At 55.7% G+C, this 16,772-nt stretch carries 18 protein-coding genes; 7 read left to right on the forward strand and 11 right to left on the reverse strand.

Features of this window, described 5'->3' with window-relative positions; translation table 11 throughout:
- Nucleotides 1-174 precede the first annotated feature (174 nt).
- Complete coding sequence (locus QC823_RS02920; protein ID WP_309654859.1) at nt 175-1,083, forward strand: alpha/beta fold hydrolase; 909 nt, start codon at nt 175-177, stop codon at nt 1,081-1,083.
- Here the strand turns inward: QC823_RS02920 and QC823_RS02925 are convergent.
- Entirely contained in the window at nt 1,080-1,928 is an 849-nt protein-coding gene (locus QC823_RS02925) for a fructosamine kinase family protein (protein WP_309654860.1), read from the reverse strand. The two genes, QC823_RS02920 and QC823_RS02925, sit on opposite strands and share 4 nt — an antisense overlap.
- 16 nt (nt 1,929-1,944) lie before the next feature.
- Between QC823_RS02925 and QC823_RS02930 the strand changes: the two genes are divergently transcribed.
- Entirely contained in the window at nt 1,945-2,256 is a 312-nt protein-coding gene (locus QC823_RS02930) for a YqfO family protein (protein ID WP_309654861.1), read from the forward strand.
- Nucleotides 2,257-2,272: 16 nt separating this feature from the next.
- Here the strand turns inward: QC823_RS02930 and QC823_RS02935 are convergent, their stop codons facing one another.
- The gene (locus QC823_RS02935; protein WP_309654862.1) at nt 2,273-2,830 is read right to left on the reverse strand and encodes an NUDIX hydrolase; all 558 of its coding nucleotides are present in this window, start codon (nt 2,828-2,830) and stop codon (nt 2,273-2,275) included.
- Between the two features lie 89 nt (nt 2,831-2,919).
- Between QC823_RS02935 and QC823_RS02940 the strand changes: the two genes are divergently transcribed.
- Genes QC823_RS02940 through QC823_RS02955 form a run of 4 tightly spaced genes read left to right on the forward strand, consistent with a single transcriptional unit; the run spans nt 2,920 to nt 6,431 of the window.
- Nucleotides 2,920-3,573 carry a CoA pyrophosphatase gene (locus QC823_RS02940; RefSeq protein ID WP_309654863.1) on the forward strand — a complete coding sequence of 218 codons (654 nt, stop codon included), beginning with the start codon at nt 2,920-2,922 and terminating at the stop codon, nt 3,571-3,573.
- Nucleotides 3,570-4,238 carry a 2OG-Fe(II) oxygenase gene (locus QC823_RS02945; protein WP_309654864.1) on the forward strand — a complete coding sequence of 223 codons (669 nt, stop codon included), beginning with the start codon at nt 3,570-3,572 and terminating at the stop codon, nt 4,236-4,238. Before QC823_RS02940 ends, QC823_RS02945 begins: the two co-directional genes overlap by 4 nt.
- A gap of 4 nt (nt 4,239-4,242) precedes the next feature.
- On the forward strand, nt 4,243-5,805 hold the full coding sequence (locus tag QC823_RS02950; RefSeq protein WP_309654865.1) for an ATP-binding protein: 1,563 nt from the start codon (nt 4,243-4,245) through the stop codon (nt 5,803-5,805).
- Complete coding sequence (locus QC823_RS02955; RefSeq protein ID WP_309654866.1) at nt 5,802-6,431, forward strand: response regulator transcription factor; 630 nt, start codon at nt 5,802-5,804, stop codon at nt 6,429-6,431. The genes QC823_RS02950 and QC823_RS02955 overlap by 4 nt, the downstream gene beginning before the upstream one ends.
- Nucleotides 6,432-6,445: 14 nt before the next feature.
- Here QC823_RS02955 and QC823_RS02960 read toward each other — a convergent pair whose 3' ends face one another.
- The 5 genes from QC823_RS02960 to QC823_RS02980 form a co-directional block, all read right to left on the reverse strand.
- Entirely contained in the window at nt 6,446-7,432 is a 987-nt protein-coding gene (locus QC823_RS02960; RefSeq protein WP_309654867.1) for a L,D-transpeptidase family protein, read from the reverse strand.
- A gap of 65 nt (nt 7,433-7,497) precedes the next feature.
- Entirely contained in the window at nt 7,498-8,475 is a 978-nt protein-coding gene (locus QC823_RS02965; protein ID WP_309654868.1) for a MotB family protein, read from the reverse strand.
- Nucleotides 8,476-8,478: 3 nt separating this feature from the next.
- A complete protein-coding gene (locus QC823_RS02970) occupies nt 8,479-9,270 on the reverse strand; it encodes a MotA/TolQ/ExbB proton channel family protein (RefSeq protein WP_309654869.1) in 792 nt (263 codons plus the stop codon).
- A gap of 164 nt (nt 9,271-9,434) precedes the next feature.
- Nucleotides 9,435-10,277, reverse strand: a complete 843-nt coding sequence (locus QC823_RS02975) for an MOSC domain-containing protein (protein WP_309654870.1) — start codon at nt 10,275-10,277, stop codon at nt 9,435-9,437.
- Nucleotides 10,267-11,529 (reverse strand): cation:proton antiporter, encoded by a 1,263-nt coding sequence (locus QC823_RS02980; protein WP_309654871.1) that lies wholly within the window; start codon nt 11,527-11,529, stop codon nt 10,267-10,269. The genes QC823_RS02975 and QC823_RS02980 overlap by 11 nt, the downstream gene beginning before the upstream one ends.
- A gap of 149 nt (nt 11,530-11,678) precedes the next feature.
- Between QC823_RS02980 and yghU the strand changes: the two genes are divergently transcribed.
- On the forward strand, nt 11,679-12,539 hold the full coding sequence (gene yghU, locus QC823_RS02985) for a glutathione-dependent disulfide-bond oxidoreductase (RefSeq protein WP_309654872.1): 861 nt from the start codon (nt 11,679-11,681) through the stop codon (nt 12,537-12,539).
- Between the two features lie 64 nt (nt 12,540-12,603).
- Here yghU and QC823_RS02990 read toward each other — a convergent pair whose 3' ends face one another.
- The 4 genes from QC823_RS02990 to QC823_RS03005 form a co-directional block, all read right to left on the reverse strand.
- Nucleotides 12,604-13,143, reverse strand: a complete 540-nt coding sequence (locus tag QC823_RS02990) for a YaeQ family protein (protein ID WP_309654873.1) — start codon at nt 13,141-13,143, stop codon at nt 12,604-12,606.
- Nucleotides 13,144-13,308: 165 nt separating this feature from the next.
- Complete coding sequence (locus tag QC823_RS02995; RefSeq protein ID WP_309654874.1) at nt 13,309-14,082, reverse strand: enoyl-CoA hydratase-related protein; 774 nt, start codon at nt 14,080-14,082, stop codon at nt 13,309-13,311.
- A gap of 176 nt (nt 14,083-14,258) precedes the next feature.
- Entirely contained in the window at nt 14,259-15,107 is an 849-nt protein-coding gene (locus tag QC823_RS03000) for a 3-hydroxyacyl-CoA dehydrogenase NAD-binding domain-containing protein (protein WP_309654875.1), read from the reverse strand.
- A 9-nt stretch (nt 15,108-15,116) separates the two neighbouring features.
- Entirely contained in the window at nt 15,117-16,751 is a 1,635-nt protein-coding gene (locus tag QC823_RS03005; protein WP_309654876.1) for an acyl-CoA synthetase, read from the reverse strand.
- Between the last annotated feature and the right edge of the window lie 21 nt (nt 16,752-16,772).

Here is a 16,772-nt window from a genome sequence, read left to right on the forward strand (position 1 = left end):
TCATAAGCGCTTATCAGGACTCAAGGTAATTTTGCACATATTTACCGTATTCGCTTTCTTGTTTTACGTCCTTTTTGCCGCATAACGCACAAAGCTGAACCACGCTATGCTGCAATGCAATACTATCCATCGTAGTGCATTGCCACTGCTAAACCAGGAGCCAGGAGCGCCTTTATGGATGCCATTACCATCGTCCCCGTAGGTTCGTTAGACATTGCCGTACGCGTATGGCACCCCAATGCGCCCCGTACGGTCATTGCCTGGCACGGTTTAGCACGACACGGCGGCGATTTTGAACAACTTGCCCGCCAACTCGGCCCTAAGTGGCGCGTGCTAGCCCCCGACATTCCAGGGCGCGGACTCTCAAGCTGGTCGTTCTACCCTGCCCAAGAGTATCTATACGCTCACTATATGAAGGTAGCACTTGCCGTGCTGGATCACTTTCAGCTCGATAGCGTGCCTTGGGTCGGCACCTCAATGGGCGGGCTTTTAGGCATGCTACTGGCGGCAGACAGCGAGGCGGCACCGCGACTGCAATCTCTCGTGCTCAACGATGTCGGCCCGGAGCTTGACCCCCAGGCGCTTACTCAAATGGCCACGTACTTCGGCATCTTTAAGCGTTTTAGTACCTTTCACGAGCTCAAAGACGCGCTCAAGGCGAACTACCAAGGCTTTGGCATTCAGCATGAAAGCGAGTGGGATGCGATGGCGGTCAGTAGTGCGCGGCGTCTGCCCGATGGCGCCTGGTCGTTTCATTACGACCCACGCATCGCTGCGCAGTTTATCCACGATACTCCCCGCGATATGTGGGCGGATTGGGTCCAAATTCGCTGCCCCATGATGTTGATTCGCGGCGAGCACTCCCCGCTTCTACGACCGGAAAGCATGGAAAAAATGCGCCAAACCCAGCCTGAGATGAAAATACTAGAAGCCCCTGGCTGCGGTCATGCGCCGATGCTCAATGTAGAAAGCCAGGTAACCCCGCTGCGCCACTTTCTCGAACGCCACAGCGCGGGCCACACCCCCAGCGCAACACCCAGCTTGTGGCAACGGTGGATTGAGCGAGTGAAACGGCGCATTTAACCCGAAAGTTTGGCCACACAACGCTCGACCGCCCCGCGGTAGCCGGTGCCAAACAACAGCAAATGATTCAGCAGCGGGTAGAGTTGGAAAAGTGCCTCACGCCTTGGCCAATCGGCCGGGGCACTGGCGTCCCAATAGGCTTCGAAAAAGGCCTCACCCGGCGCGCCAAAAAGCGTCAGCATGGCAAGATCCACCTCGGGAAAATGATAGTAAACCGCCGGGTCGATCAAGGCCGGGCCATCCGGGGTGTACAGCACGTTACCCGACCACAGGTCGCCATGCACGAGGCTCGGCGGTGCATCCGGCAACCACGTCTCAAGCGTGTCAGCGATATTCTCAATGCGTGTGCGCAGCGCTCGATCCAATAAGCCCCGCTCGTAGCACGCCGCGCTGAGCGGCAGTAAACGCCGCTCGCGCTGAAACGCGCGCCCATCGGCTAACGGGGTGTTAGGTTGCGGCGTACTTCCGCAGGCGTTATCCCAATGCCAGCCGTGCTGCTCACCGTGCTTGGCGTGCAGTGCGCGCAGACCTTCGCCTAGCGCGGCGGCATTGCCCCGCCCGTGCGCTTTTAGCGCCTCCATTATCAGCCATTCACCTTCCTGGCCGAGCACGTCGGGAATCACCAGCGGCGTATTCGCGGCTTTCAGCGCGCGCAGGCCCTCGGCCTCTCCCTGCAAACTGGCGGTATCGTCGTGTTTGACTACTACTGTTCCCTGATGCGTTTCGAGCTGGTAGACCGCAGCGATATCGCCACCGCTTAGCGGCTGAAGATTCCCCACCGGCATCAACTTCTTTTCTTCCAGCAGGGCCTGTAACCTAGAGGGTAACGTTGGAGAGGTCGGCATAGCGTAGGAGGCTCCCATGTATAAACTGGCTTTTTTTGTTCCCACCGAAGACGCCGAGCGCGTAAAAGAGGCCATCTTTACCACCGGCGCGGGGCGCATCGGCGACTATGAAGCGTGCTGCTTTCAAACCCGAGGCACCGGGCAATTTCGTCCGCTGGCCGGGGCCAACCCGCATATTGGCCAGGTCGATGAGCTTGAAATCGTCGAAGAGCTCAAAGTGGAGCTAGTCTGTCAGGATGAGCTCATTCACGCCGCTATCGCGGCATTGAAAGCGGCCCACCCTTACGAAGAGCCCGCCTATGAGGCTTGGCTGCTAGCGGATCTCTAATCAACAAATATGCGCGCTAAGCACTGCCAAAGTAACGCTCGCGATCTTCTGGGGTGACCGTACCTGAATGCAGCGGAAATTGCCCACTGGGACGATCAGCGTAAAAGTGACGCAGCGTCGCTTCGATCGTCGGAAACGCCAACGCATCCCAGGGAATTTCATGCTCCTCGAACAGCGCAACCTCTTGGCTCTCGGGGCCGGCGTCAAAGCCCCCCACCAAGTCCGCACGGAAGATCATGTAGACTTGGTTGATATGCGGCAAATCGATCAACGTATAAAGGTTTGCCAACCTCACCTCGGCACATGCTTCTTCCCGCGTCTCACGCGCAGCGGCTTGCTGGGTGGTTTCTGCGTTTTCCATGTAGCCTGCTGGCAACGTCCAATAGCCTTTACGTGGTGCAATGGCCCGTCGGCAGAGCAGCACTTGGCTGCCACTCACCGGCAACGTGCCGGCCACGATACGGGGGTTTTGGTAGTGCACGACGCCGCAAGCATCGCAGAGATAGCGCGGACGATCGTCCCCCTGCGGGACGGCAAAACGGACTTTTTCACCACACTCACTGCAAAAGTTCATCGCGCACCCTCGGTTGGTCACAACGAAAGCCAACGCTTGACGCCAACGCCCGCTGCTGAGTAAAAAGTAAGAAATCCAATGGAACGCCCATGTTAGAGAAACTGCGTGAACGGCTGCAACACCATGCGCCCCAACGCTTGAATCACGTAACGTTACCGGAAGCGGCGGTACTGCTGCCAGTTGTCACTCGCAAAGAGCCCACTTTGCTGTTTACTCGCCGGGCCAGTCACTTGAGCACACATAGTGGTCAGGTGGCGTTTCCCGGCGGTATGCGAGAACCCGAAGACACTGACCTTTACGCCACCGCGCTACGTGAGGCGCAAGAAGAGATTGCGCTCTCGCCTCCCTTGGTGCAATCTCTCGGCCGTTTGTCGGACGTCATTTCACTGCACGGAATTCGCGTGACGCCGTGGGTCGGGCTGATTCCGCCTGACCTGCCACTGAAAGCCGATCCTAATGAATTAGATGCGATTTTCGAAGTACCGCTGTCGCACTTTTTGGACGACCGCCGTACCCATACCGATGTCATCACCGTCGACGGCGTGGCTTACTACGTACCGAGTTACCACGTCGATGGCTATGTCATCTGGGGGCTTTCCGCCATGATGCTGGTGGAGCTTCTTGCCGAAGGGTTTGGTATGCCGATTGACCTCTATCAGAAACCGCCTGGCGCCCTACATCACTATCCCGAACGTACGTCGTCCACACGGCGTGCTGCCGCTAAGAGAAAACGCCCGTCATGACGCCGACTACACTGACTTCACCGACGCTTTTCAGCCCGGCGACACTTAATGCGCTTACCGACGCGCTGGTCGAACAGGGCTGGTTCGTAGGCCAAAACGTCATTGATGCCGAACTGTGCCACACCTTACATCACGAACTTTCACATCTGGCGGACCACAACGGTCTCAGCGAGGCGGGCATCGGTCGTGGCAGCGAGCACCACCTGCGCAAGGATGTCCGCGGCGATGCCATTCGTTGGCTCAACCGTGAAAGCGCCGCTCAACGCCGATACCTGGCGGGCATGGCGGAACTCCAGCAAACGCTGAACCAGGCGCTATTTTTAGGTCTGTTTGAGTATGAAGCTCACTTTGCCCATTATCCGCCAGGGGCATTTTACCAACGCCACGTTGACAGCTTTCGCGGACGTGCCAACCGTGTGGTGTCAACGGTGGGTTACTTAACGCCTGACTGGCCAGCCGATGGTGGCGGCGAGATGGTGATTTACCACCCAGGAAACCCAGCACAGGAAGTCTCTCGCGTTACCCCCGAAGCCGGTACGTTTGCCTGTTTTCTCTCCGCTACCGTTCCTCACGAAGTGCTCCCTACCCGCGTGGCACGTGCTAGCATCGCCGGCTGGTTTCGCCGCAATGCGTCGCTCGGCGGCATTCTCGACCCCGCGCGCTAGCTATATGAATGATACCTACGACGCCCTTCAGGCCCGTGTCGCCGCGCTAGAAGAACGCAATACGACGCTTGAAGCCGAAAAGCGCCACTATCAATGGCTCGCCGAGAGCACGACCGACTTAATTTCACGCCACGCCCGCGATGGCACTTTTCTTTACGCCTCTAATGCTGCGCGCGAGCTGCTTGGTTATGCGCCTAGCGAGCTAATTGGGGTATCGGCTTATCAGCTCTTTCACCCCGCAGACTTAAGCGATTTGCTCAACAAGTCGTCCCAGGTGTATTACCACAACGGCTTTTATCAGCAGACGTATCGCTTTCGCGCCAAAAGTGGCCGTTACGTGTGGTTTGAAACCACCAGCCGCACCCGGCGTGACCCCGCTACCGGGGAGCTAATCGATATCTTGTGCGTCTCACGTGACGTAGGGCGACGCGTGCGTGCCGAGGCCCACCGTGAGCGCCTGGCTCAAGTGGTCGAGTCCACCTCGGATTACGTCCTGTTCGTGGGGGCGGACCAGCATATTTTTAGCGCCAACGAAGCGGCCAGACGTCAGTTTTCGCTGCCAAGGAAAAACCCCCACGCTCCTTTAGCGAATGTTTACACCGCTGCCTCACTGGAGCTATTGGAGAAGGTGGTAATGCCCGCGGTGGCACGCTATGGCTCCTGGAGCGGCGAGCTTGAAATGCACGGCCGCAAGGAGCCTCTACCCGTACTCAGCGTGGTGCAAGCACACCGCGGGCGCGGCGCCGAGGCGGGGCATTTGTCACTGCTTAATCACGATATTCGTTTGCGCAAAGCCGCCGAAGCGCAAGCTCGGCGACATCAGGCACAAATCGCTCACGCGAATCGCTTGGCAACAATGGGGGAGTTAACGTCTAATATCGCTCACGAACTCAATCAGCCCCTCGGCGCCATGGCGAACTACGCCAGCGGCGCGCTGCTGCAATTGCGTGCAAAGCCTGATCAGCCGGCACACCACTTAGCGCATCCGATAAAACAGATTGACCTACAGATTCAAAGACTTGCAAAGCGCCTGCGGCATATTCGCACTTTTGTGCGCAAAGGCAGCACCCAGTGTCGCCCGGTAAAACTGAGCGACGTGCTTGAGGCCGCGTGGTCACTGTGTCAGTGGCAGTACCAACAAGCGCAAATGCAGTTTATTCCAGTACTGCCGACTAGGCCGGTGCGGGTGCAAGCCGATCCGGTGGCGCTTGAGCAAGTCATCGTCAATCTGTTGTTGAATGCATTGGAAGCAAGCCGTCATCAGCACGATGCGAGCATTGTGCAACTGAGCGCAGAAGAAAGAGAAAGGAATCAAGTCGCACTGCATATTGACGACCAAGGACCCGGCGTTCCCGAGGCGCAGCAAACCCATATCTTTACGGCCTTCCATTCGACCCGTACTGAAGGGTTGGGCATGGGGCTTGCGATTAGTCGTTCGTTAATGGAGGCAATGGGTGGGCAGCTTAGCGTGAGCAAAAGCCCCCTTTTTAACGGCGCTCGCTTTACCGCTACACTGCGTAGCGCCTCCTTTAAAGCGCCGGCAACACTACATGGGAGAACGCTTTGAACCCCACCGCTACCGCCACAATCGCCATTGTCGATGATGACCAAGCGCTTCGTGACTCACTGGTTTGGTTACTTTCGTCGGTGGGTTTAGAGGCGCAAATTTTTGCCAATGGTGAGACGTTTTTAGCCGCGACGACCACATGGCAGGTGGTGTTGCTCGATGTACGTATGCCTGGGCTCAGTGGATTGCAAGTTCAACAGCAGCTCGCCGATCAAGGCAATACGGCACAGGTAATTATGATGACGGGCCACGGCGATGTGCCCATGGCGGTCACGGCGCTGAAAAACGGGGCGTTTGATTTTATTGAGAAGCCTTTTAACCACCAACAGCTGATCGATAGCGTGCAACAAGCGCTCAGTCTCGCTCAGCAGCAGCGCCATCAAGAACAGTCACTCTCCACGCTGCGCCAGCGCTTCAATGTGCTACGCCCCAAAGAGCAGCTCATCGTCAAATACGTGGCCGAGGGGATGACAAGCCGAGAAATTGCCACCCAGATGACGCTAAGCAGCAAAACGGTAGAAGTCTACCGTCAGCGCGCAATGAAGATTCTTGGTGTCACCAATGCCGCCGCGCTGGTGCGCTATGCCGTGGCACTTGGGGTCGTTGATAGGCTGGCGGTAACCTAATTGCCTGCACCAGGTTACGTCAGCGGTACAATCTCGCCATCGGAGAGTTCAAGCGTTAAGCGTAGGACATGGTAGTCAACCGACACCGTTACGTCGTCTTGCTGATTAAGCGCCGCCATCATCTCTAGCAGTGTTTGCATGCCGTGCTGTTGCTCACTTAGCGAGTTAAAAGCCTGCAAATGCGGTATGTTTTGCCCATCCCAACCAAGCTTGATCGGCGCATCGATGACGTTAACCTGCGTGCCGTCAGGTATGCGGCTGAAGATTGACTCAATATCTTCGGGGAACATACGAATACAACCCCGGCTTGCACGCATGCCAATACCGTCGGGTTCATTGGTGCCGTGAATCAAATAACCTGGGATGTCGAGCAAAATGGCGTATTCACCTAGCGGGTTTTCCGGCCCCGGTGGCACAACATCCGGCGGCGGATCGCCGCGCTCTTTGGCTTCTGCGCGCATGGATTCAGGCGGATACCAAGCGGGATTTTCCAACCGCATTGTCGTTTGGGTAACACCGAGCGGTGTATTGTAACCATCGCGGCCAATGCCGATGGGGTACGTCTCAACTCGGGGTGTTTCACCCTCACCTACCTCGGGGTAATAGTAAAGACGTAACTCCGCGATATTAATCACAATACCGGTGCGCTCAGTGTCTGGCAGAATATAGCGTCGAGGAATCACCACCTCGGTGCCTTCGCCGGGCACCCAAATGCTCACGTCAGGGTTGGCACGAATAATTTCTTCGTAACCCACGTTATGTTCACGGGCGATACCAACCAACGTATCGTCGTGCTTGGCTGATATTGTGTAGCGCTCACCAACCATATTGCCTTTTTCGGGCAATGGGTAGTGACCTTGGGGCCACTTATTGTCGTTACCCTGCACCCCTGTCGCGAAAAGCCCTGCACAGATTACTCCTGCACAGATTAGCCCTGCACGGACCAACCGTGCTGCTGAAAAGCGCAATCTCAACGCGGGTGCCATTAACGCTAACGACATGAAAACTCCAGATGCAAAAGACAAATGCGCAAAAATAAGACGGTTAAAAACGACGGTTTACAGCACTATTGTGAGGGGAAGAATGGATTGAGGCGCTCAACGGTGTCTTGAACGGCATCCTCAATCTGCTCATCGCTGCTGTCTTGTGCCATTAAATCATCAAACATCTCACTACCGTCTGCCGGTGGCGCCACATTAAGTAAAGAATTATCGGGCTCATTAGCCGTTAGTTCATCAATTCCTCGCTCACCCCGCTCTTCGGTCGCCTCACTCAAATCAATATTGATCTCAACGCGACGGTTTTCCGCGCGCCCTTCCGTCGTCTCGTTAGAGGCACGCGGTTCGGTATCGGCAAAGCCTTGCACCACCAAACGCTCAGCAGCAAGCTCATCGTTAAGGAGCAAAATATTGGCGACCGACGCCGCCCGCATCGCGGACAAATCCCAGTTACTATCAAAGCGCGCCGTGCGAATCGGCACGTCATCGGTATGCCCTTCAATCGCCACGGTGCCCGGTAGACCGGCAAAGATATCCGACATATCCACGAGTAACTCAGCAAACGAAGACGTCACGCTGTCTGAGCCCGACATAAAGCTGCCACGCTCCTGGATACGAATAATGACCCGAAAGCCATCCACTTCAACGCTCGTCACCTCGCTATTGCCCGTTTCTTCTAGCAAGGCGCGAATCTCTTCTGCCACTTCCAGCGTTTGCTGGCGGCGCTGCGCTTCCAGTATCTGCCGCATGGACTCCAAATGCGGCTGCTCTTCCATGGTTTGCTGACGAATTTGATCCAATAGCGTGCGGTCTGGTACGGCAGGAGAAAACTGATCCAAGGCCGCGCTAGTCCCCTTAGGGATTTGCATCGCTTCAATATCGCGCTGCACCCCAAACGCCTTGGAAAGCTCCCCGGCAATACGACGAAATTTCTCGGCATCCACTTCAGCAAACGACAACAGCAGGACAAAGAAGCACAGCAAAAGTGTCATCAAGTCCGCGTAGGTGACCATCCACTGGGGAACATTCGACTTCTTGTCACTCATAGCTTAAGTAGACTCACCCGGCACGTCACGCGGGCTCTCCTCATCGCTGCGAACACGACGTTCAGGGGGCAGATAAATGGTGAGCATTTGCTCCAGTACACGAGGGTTTTTATCCCCTTTAATTGCCAGCAGTGCATCAATCCACAGCTGCTGCATCTTGGCCTCTTGATTCATTCGCAGCCAGAGTTTGTCGGCAATAGGGTTAGCAATCATATTAGCAATCATGGCACCGTAAAGTGTCGTGAGAAGCGCAACCGCCATTGCCGGGCCAATCATTGCAGGGTCATCCATATTGGCGAGCATCTGCACCAGGCCAACTAGGGTACCGATCATCCCCATAGAAGGCGCGACCTCACCCAGCGCGGAGAAAACACGGCCCCCCGCTTCGTTACGCTCCAGTGTTAAAAGGCGCTCCTTGCCCATCATTTCTTGGATCATTTCCGCGGTAAAACCATCGGCCAACATTTGCAACCCTTTGGCGAGAAAAGGGGAGTTGACGTCCTGCCCCTCCAGCACCAAAAGGCCCTGTTTACGGGAGAGTTTAGAAAGCTCAACGAGTTCATCAATGCTTTCTTGAGTGTTGGGGAGCTGAAATTTAAATGCGCGCGCGGCCGCCTTAAACGCAAATTTAAATTGGGTAAGCGTGAATTTGGCCATGACCACGAAGAGGCTGCCGCCAACCACCAGCAAAAGCCCAGTGGGATTCATAAACACTTCAGGGGATGTCCCTAAAATTACCGCCATGCCCACCAGCACGGCAGCCCCTAATAGTCCTATCAGTGTGGCGAGATCCACGGCAACTCCTGAAAAATGTAATCGTCTGAAACAGATCGTTGGTACCAGACCATAGAGCGAAGCGTAGTAGACGTCAACGCTCGTAAAGCAAAAGCACTAGGCCTTTATCGCGGCTTGACTGGCAAGCCCATAAGGCTTTTCGTCAGGTGAAAAGCTTAGCCTGGTTATTCGCTATCTTGATACGTTGTCGTAAAATTCGTTTGCAACGCATCTCCGACCCGTAGTGTTTTTCCCTCACCGGCGCTAAGCGTGGCATTTTGGCCAAAGTACGCCCCTTTAAGGCGCGGCTGGGTGTTTAGTTCAAGCAATGTTTGCAGCGGCTGTGCGGTTTCCACGATAGCCGCCGTATGTTGGTCAATCGTGGTAATTTTGCACCGTTGGCACGGCTTTCGTAGCGTGAACTCTACCTCATCGGCAATCATGCGTTGCCAACGGTCTTCCTCCCACGCTGCGGTATGACGTACAACAATATTGGGACGAAAGCGATTCATAGGAACCGGCATTAACCCTTTGGCGATCAACGCTTCGTTAAGCGCCTCCAATGACGCCGTGTTAGTGATTAAAAACGGGTAGCCATCGGCAAAGTAGGTGTGTGCAGCCCCCGCCTCAACCGGACGGGCAAACTCAGTAGCAAAGCGCATAAGGGTAAGACCTGCCGCTGCCTCACCTAATGCCGCCACCAGCCAACGACTCACATCGTCGCTCTCGGGAAGGGCCTTACAGTCATCATTCCATACTTTAACTACGCGCAAATTGCCGGTTGGCAACGCTAATGGCACATAGCAAGGCGCGACGTTAGGGTGCGAAAGTACCAGGGCCTCATCGGTCAGTGCGACGTCGATGGTTGCCAAAGTCGGTAGCTGGCGCTGGGTCACAAAACGCTGGTGCTGATCCACCCACATCCAGCGCCTATCCCACGCCAAACCATGTGTGAAAACCGGCGCTTGGTTTAATGCGATTCCTTTTAACGACTTCACCGGATAACAGTACAGCTGATCAATACGCATCGCTTTTGCCTGGATTGGCGATGACACGCTTTACCAGCAGCGGGCCAAAGAGTTCAAAGATAATAGTAGACGTCACTACCGTCGCAACGATCAGCTGTCCTTGCTCAGGAAATCGCTCGGCGGCAAGCAGCGCCATCCCCATCGCGACCCCTGCCTGTGGCAGTAATCCAAGACCTATATTGGTTTTCAAGCGCGGCTCGCGTCGGCGCATCGCTAACACTCCCAAATAACCACCGAGATAACGGCCGATACTACGCAGCACAATATAAGCACCCACAAGCCCTAATGCCGTACTCAGGTGCGCAAGCTTAAGACTTGCGCCGGCTAACACAAAGAAAAAGACCAAAAACGGCCACTCAATTTGCTCTATTTCGTTAAAAGAGCGCGTGTGGTGCGAAGACACATTGACGATCACGAACCCGGCGACCATCGCCGTTAATAGCGCAGAGACATTGAGATAACTGGAAAACCCCGCCATTAAAAGCATTAGCGCCAATGCTTCGGCCTGCGTCGGGCGACCAGGCTTGAGCTGGCCCGTTAACCAGGCCGCTGGAAAACCAAGTGCCAACCCTAAAAGTACCGCGCCGCCTAGCTCCCACACCGTATGCACTAAAGACGCCTCGCCGCTAGTCGCGCCTATCCAGCTAAGCAGAGCCATGCATAGACCGAATACGATAATGCCCCAAGCATCATCAATTGCCACGATCCCAAGTATCACTCGGGCAACGAGGCTTTTTTCATCACTCTTTGCATCGCTCTTTGAATCGCTCTTTTCATCACTCTCGGCAACCGCTTCGCTTACCGCCGCGGGATCAGTCGCCACAGAGATAGCGGCTAACGATACCGCGACGACCAAGGAGTAACCCAATAGCCACAAGCCCGCGAATACCGTAACAAGTGATCCAATTACCACCGCCACAGAAAGCGCGATAATCAAAGGTCCTGTCGATTTAAGTCGGGACCACGTCAACTCTCCCCCCAGCAGAAATGCTACCATCACCAGGGCGAGGTTAATCAACGGCTCGCGTAGCCCGTTTAATGGCTCAGCATCGTGACCCAATAGGCCTTGCTGTATTAACGCATAGCCGACTCCAACTAGGACAAGCAGCGAAATTCTGGGTAACGCGGTTCTACGCGAGATGGTATCTACCACAATACTCAGTGACAGCAAAACGCCTAAAACCAGCAGCGTCCACGCGCTGGTCGTCACTGTCTCGCTCTGCTCGCTGATATGGGTCCATAGCGTCTGCATAAAAAGGCCGCTCCTCGGCGCAAAAACACAACAAAAACGCCATGGTGGCAGAAGCCACGTTGTCTCGCTACGTTTGCCAACATCGGCAAGGTTAGACGCGCTGAGTTGGCGTGCTAGGCTAAGGGCACTGATACAAAAGGAGCACGAATATGAACCAAGAACATTATACGCCACCCCGTGTATGGAAATGGGCACCAGGTAATGGTGGCGAATTTGCCAACATTAACCGCCCCAAAGCCGGGCCAACCTACGATGAGGCGCTACCCGAGGGTAAACACCCGCTACAGCTCTACTCACTAGCCACTCCCAACGGCGTCAAAGTGACCGTGATGCTGGAAGAGTTGCTTGAACGCGGCATAAGCGGCGCTGAGTACGACGCCCACCTGATTCGCATCACCGAAGGCGAGCAGTTCAGTAGCGGCTTTGTCGCGGTGAATCCCAACTCCAAAATCCCCGCCCTGCACGACAACAGCACGAACCCGCCGCAGCGCGTGTTTGAATCCGGCGCCATTCTGCTTTATCTAGCCGAAAAGTTTGGTGCCTTTTTACCCGACGACCCAGCAAAGCGTACCGAGTGCCTTTCCTGGCTATTCTGGCAAATGGGTAGCGCGCCGCTGCTGGGTGGCGGTTTCGGCCACTTTTACGCCTACGCCCCAGAGCCACTTCAATACCCGATTGACCGGTTCACCATGGAGGTTAAACGCCAACTCGACGTACTAAACCGCCACTTGGCGGAAAACCGCTTTATGGCCGGCGATGAGTACAGCATTGCCGATATGGCGATTTATCCGTGGTACGGCGCATTAGTTAAAAACCGTCTTTACGATGCGGCTGAATTCCTGGAAGCACACACTTATACCCACGTGCGGCGCTGGTCTGACGAGATTGATGCACGCCCGGCCGTTCAGCGTGGTCGTATGGTCAACCGCACCTGGGGTGAGCCTGATGAACAGCTGCACGAACGCCACGACGCCAGCGACTTCGAGTACAAAACGCAAGACAAACTGTGACTAAGCGGGAAAGCGACCCGTTCCCGTGCCGGGAGCGGGCACTCGAGCCCGGATGACGCAACTATCAGCGATCACCGACCAACCAGCGCGGCGCCAACTCATGCTGGCCGCGCTCATCGGTAATAAACAGCGTGCCTTCACTGATCATCACCGCCCAATCAATGGCACGAGGCAAGCCAGTGGCGATTACCGCCAGCGGTTCCTGGGGTAACGCCACGATGCTCAGGTTCTTAAGCTTAGAAACGGCTGGCAACACTTTGTGCTCCCAGATGTCCAGACGCCCGTAAGCAAGCAGCGAGACGTGCGCGGCGCGGCGCGAACACCAGGTCAGGCGCTCGGCATCGGGCTGGCCGACCTCAATCCAGTGCAGTACGCGCCCATCCAGGCTTTTTTCCCACAGGGCCGGCTCGTCCACATCGGAAAGGCCTCGACCAAAGCTGATCGCATCGCTGTACCACAAGACATAGGCCACCATCCGAGCGGTCATGCGCTCTTCGGTTTCTGATGGGTGGCGCGCCACGGTAAAGCGCAGCGTCTCGTACACCCCGCGATCCAGATCGGTCAGGTTAATATCCACTTTGTAGGGCGTTGCGCTAAGAGCCATCGAAATTTCCAAACAAAAATTTGCGCCAGTGTACTCGATGCAGAGCGTCCCTGGTGAATTGCATCTCGGCAACACAAAAATGTCAGTGGTAGCTAACCCGGGGACAAAACGGGGGTGACGCAAGCGCCACCCCCTAAATAAGTAACACTTAAATAAAATAATGGATTAGAAGTTAGGCTTCCGCTTCTCTACAAAAGCACTCATGCCTTCGGTTTGCTCTTCGCTGGCAAAACAGAGCGCAAACAGCGACGTCTCTAATGCCAAGGCGCTGTCAAGGTCTTGGTCCATGCCGTCGTGAATCGCTTGCTTGGCGCCGCGCACCGCGCGCGGACCATTGCCCATTAGCTGTTTAGTCAACTCATCGGCATAGGCTTCAAGCTCAGCCTGCGGCATAACACGGTTAACCAAGCCAATACGTAGCGCCTCAGTAGCGTCGATCTTACGCCCTGTGGCGCAAAGGTCTAACGCCATCGCTGGCCCCACACGGCGCGGTAAACGCTGGGTGCCGCCAAAACCAGGGATGACGCCAAGAAGGACTTCCGGTTGGCCGAAGATGGCATTGTCGCTGGCTACGGCCCAGTCGCAGGCCAACGCCAATTCGCAGCCGCCGCCAAGACAAAACCCGTTAACCAGCGCGACCACCGGCACGGGTAACGCTTCAAGACGTTTGATCGTACGCAGCGCTTGTCCGGCGAAGGCACGGGCCTCCTCAGGCGTTTTTTCGCGCATTTCGGTGATATCCGCGCCGGCGACAAAAGATTTCTCGCCCGCCCCGGTAATCAGCACCGCACGCAGGTTTGGGTGCGCTTCCAGTTCGGTCAGTTCTTTCTCCAGTGCGGTCAGCACTTGGCTGTTAAGTGCATTCAGCGCCTGAGGGCGGTTGATCGTTAGACGCACCACGCCATCGTTATCGACTTTCTCAATCACGGCTTCGCTCATGGGGGCTCCCTATTGTTTTATAGCATGCGTTCTAAAGCATGCTGTTGTTGTTAAAAGTCGTTAGTTAAAAACCGTTATTAAAACCACCGCCCAACCCTAGCTAACGCTTGGTTGGGTGGCAATCACTTCTTTTGTCGAGCGCCTTTAGCGCTGACGTTTTCTAACGGCAAAGAACGCTAGTCATAAACGTGGAAGCCGCGACCGGACTTGCGACCAAGATAACCGGCGTCAACCATGCGTTTGAGCAGCGGACAAGGACGATATTTTGGGTCGCCAAAACCTTCTTGCAGAACTTCCATGATCGCAAGGCACACGTCCAAACCGATCAAATCGCCCAGCGCCAACGGCCCCATGGGGTGGGCGGCGCCAAGCTTCATCGCCTCGTCCACCGCCTCGGGCGTGGCGGCCCCTTCCTGTACGAGGAAGGCCGCTTCGTTAATCATCGGCACCAGCAAGCGATTCACCGCAAACCCGGGGGAGTCACCCACCGGAACAGCGGTTTTGCCCAAATCGCGGGCAAGTTGCTCAATACGCTCGACGGTGGCATCACTGGTCTGCTCGGCGCGAATGACTTCAACCAACTTCAACACCGGCACCGGGTTGAAAAAGTGCATCCCCACCACGCGTTCAGGACGTTCGCAGACGGCGGCTAGACGCGTGAGCGAAAGTGATGAGGTGTTGGAAGCGAGAATCGCGTCGCTGCTTAAATGGCTCAAATCACGAAACAGCTTCTCTTTGAGCGCTGGCTGTTCCGGCGCCGCCTCCAGGATAATAGCGCAATCCGCTAACGCCTCTAAGGCCGTAGAAGTGCTAAGGCGCTCAAGCGCGGCGTTTTTATCCGCTTTACTCATTTTCTCCTTGGCGACAAGCTTGCTCAGGCCTTTCTCGATATTGCCTTGAGCGCGGGAAAGCTGCTCATCGGCGACATCGTAAAGCCTTGCGGTAAAGCCACTGGCGATCACGATTTGGGCAATTCCCTGCCCCATGGTGCCGGCGCCCACAACGCCAATAATAGTTTCGCTCATTGTTGCTCCCTATGACTGGTTGCGCGCTTCTTCACGCAACACAAATTTTTGGATTTTACCCGTGGACGTTTTCGGCAACTCGCTGAACACGATGGTTTTGGGGACTTTATAACCGGCTAAGTGCTCGCGACAGTGGGCAATGATGTCCTCTGCGGTCACTTCACCATACCCCACCTTCAGCTTGATGAACGCACACGGCGTTTCGCCCCATTTCTCATCGGGCTTAGCGACCACGGCTGCCTCTTCCACGGACGGGTGCGAGTAAATAGCATCTTCCACCTCAATCGTGGAAATATTTTCGCCGCCAGAAATAATGATGTCTTTGGAGCGATCTTTGATTTCGATGTAGCCATTTTTGTGCCATACCGCCAAATCGCCGGTATGGTACCAGCCACCCTCCAATGCCTGCTCAGTTGCGGTCGGGTTTTTCAGATACCCTTTCATCACGTTATTGCCACGCATCAGGATTTCACCGATGGTTTCGCCGTCTTTGGGTACTGGCTCTAACGTGTTGGGGTCGGCAACGCACAGCGCTTCAAGCATGTGGTAGCGAACGCCCTGGCGGGCTTTTAACTTGGCGCGTTCTTCAAGCGGCAACTCGTTCCACGCGTCGTGCCAAGCGCAAACGGTCACTGGACCATACACTTCGGTCAGACCGTAAACATGGGTCACTTCGATGCCGAGCTTTTCTACCCCGGAAATCACCGACGCAGGTGGCGCGGCACCGGCAGTGGTCACTTTCACCACGTGATCGAAGTCGCGCTTATCTTCGTCAGGCAGGTTCACCAAGCCATTGAGGATAATCGGCGCGCCGCTAAAGTGCGTGACCGCCTCGTCGGCAATCAGCTGCATTATTTTCTTGGGGTCGACCTTGCGCAGACAAACGCTTACCCCCGCGTTGGCGGCAATGGTCCACGGAAAACACCAACCGTTACAGTGGAACATCGGCAGCGTCCACAGGTAGACCGGGTGGTGAGGCATTGCCCACTCAAGAATATTACTCACCGCATTCAAGTAAGCACCACGGTGATGATAGACCACGCCCTTGGGCTTACCAGTCGTCCCTGAGGTGTAGTTGAGCGAGATTGCCTGCCATTCATCCGTCGGCAGCTGGTAGGGAAAGTCCGCGTCGCCTTCGGCAAGCAACGCCTCGTATTCCACGTCACCAATCCCTTGGGTCTCGCCGACAAATTCCACGTCGGCGACATCAATCAGCAGCGGCTTGGTGTTCAGTTTGGCGACCGCTTCCTGAATAACATCGGCAAATTCCGGATCGACCAGCACGGCTTTGGCTTCACCGTGCTCCAACATGTAGCTGATGGCATCGGCATCAAGGCGAATGTTCAGAGTGTTTAGCACACAGCCCGACAGCGGCACACCAAAGTGCGCTTCAAACATTGCCGGCACGTTCGGCAGCATCGCCGCAACGGTATCTCCCGAGTTGAGACCCCGCTTTTGCAGTGCTGAGGCAAGCTGCCGACAGCGTGCCCAAGTTTCCGACCAAGTGCGGCGCGTACTGCCGTGGATAACCGCTGGGTAGTCTGGGTAGACCGATGCTGAGCGCTCGATAAACGTCAGCGGTGACAGCGGTACGTGATTGGCCTGCGTTTTGGGCAGATCCTGTTCGAAGATGGACGTCATCATGGCCTCATTTGTCATTTTCAG

This window comes from Vreelandella vilamensis (genome assembly GCF_031451755.1).
Taxonomy (GTDB): Bacteria; Pseudomonadota; Gammaproteobacteria; order Pseudomonadales; family Halomonadaceae; genus Vreelandella; species Vreelandella vilamensis.

Bases quoted from the DNA above. Each gene is read 5' to 3' on its own strand.
- QC823_RS02920 (WP_309654859.1), top strand. From the start codon at position 175: ATGGATGCCATTACCATCGTCCCCGTAGGTTCGTTAGACATTGCCGTA.
- QC823_RS02925 (WP_309654860.1), bottom strand. From the start codon at position 1,928: ATGCCGACCTCTCCAACGTTACCCTCTAGGTTACAGGCCCTGCTGGAA.
- QC823_RS02930 (WP_309654861.1), top strand. From the start codon at position 1,945: ATGTATAAACTGGCTTTTTTTGTTCCCACCGAAGACGCCGAGCGCGTA.
- QC823_RS02935 (WP_309654862.1), bottom strand. From the start codon at position 2,830: ATGAACTTTTGCAGTGAGTGTGGTGAAAAAGTCCGTTTTGCCGTCCCG.
- QC823_RS02940 (WP_309654863.1), top strand. From the start codon at position 2,920: ATGTTAGAGAAACTGCGTGAACGGCTGCAACACCATGCGCCCCAACGC.
- QC823_RS02945 (WP_309654864.1), top strand. From the start codon at position 3,570: ATGACGCCGACTACACTGACTTCACCGACGCTTTTCAGCCCGGCGACA.
- QC823_RS02950 (WP_309654865.1), top strand. From the start codon at position 4,243: ATGAATGATACCTACGACGCCCTTCAGGCCCGTGTCGCCGCGCTAGAA.
- QC823_RS02960 (WP_309654867.1), bottom strand. From the start codon at position 7,432: ATGTCGTTAGCGTTAATGGCACCCGCGTTGAGATTGCGCTTTTCAGCA.
- QC823_RS02965 (WP_309654868.1), bottom strand. From the start codon at position 8,475: ATGAGTGACAAGAAGTCGAATGTTCCCCAGTGGATGGTCACCTACGCG.
- QC823_RS02975 (WP_309654870.1), bottom strand. From the start codon at position 10,277: ATGCGTATTGATCAGCTGTACTGTTATCCGGTGAAGTCGTTAAAAGGA.
- QC823_RS02980 (WP_309654871.1), bottom strand. From the start codon at position 11,529: ATGCAGACGCTATGGACCCATATCAGCGAGCAGAGCGAGACAGTGACG.
- yghU (WP_309654872.1), top strand. From the start codon at position 11,679: ATGAACCAAGAACATTATACGCCACCCCGTGTATGGAAATGGGCACCA.
- QC823_RS02990 (WP_309654873.1), bottom strand. From the start codon at position 13,143: ATGGCTCTTAGCGCAACGCCCTACAAAGTGGATATTAACCTGACCGAT.
- QC823_RS02995 (WP_309654874.1), bottom strand. From the start codon at position 14,082: ATGAGCGAAGCCGTGATTGAGAAAGTCGATAACGATGGCGTGGTGCGT.
- QC823_RS03000 (WP_309654875.1), bottom strand. From the start codon at position 15,107: ATGAGCGAAACTATTATTGGCGTTGTGGGCGCCGGCACCATGGGGCAG.
- QC823_RS03005 (WP_309654876.1), bottom strand. From the start codon at position 16,751: ATGATGACGTCCATCTTCGAACAGGATCTGCCCAAAACGCAGGCCAAT.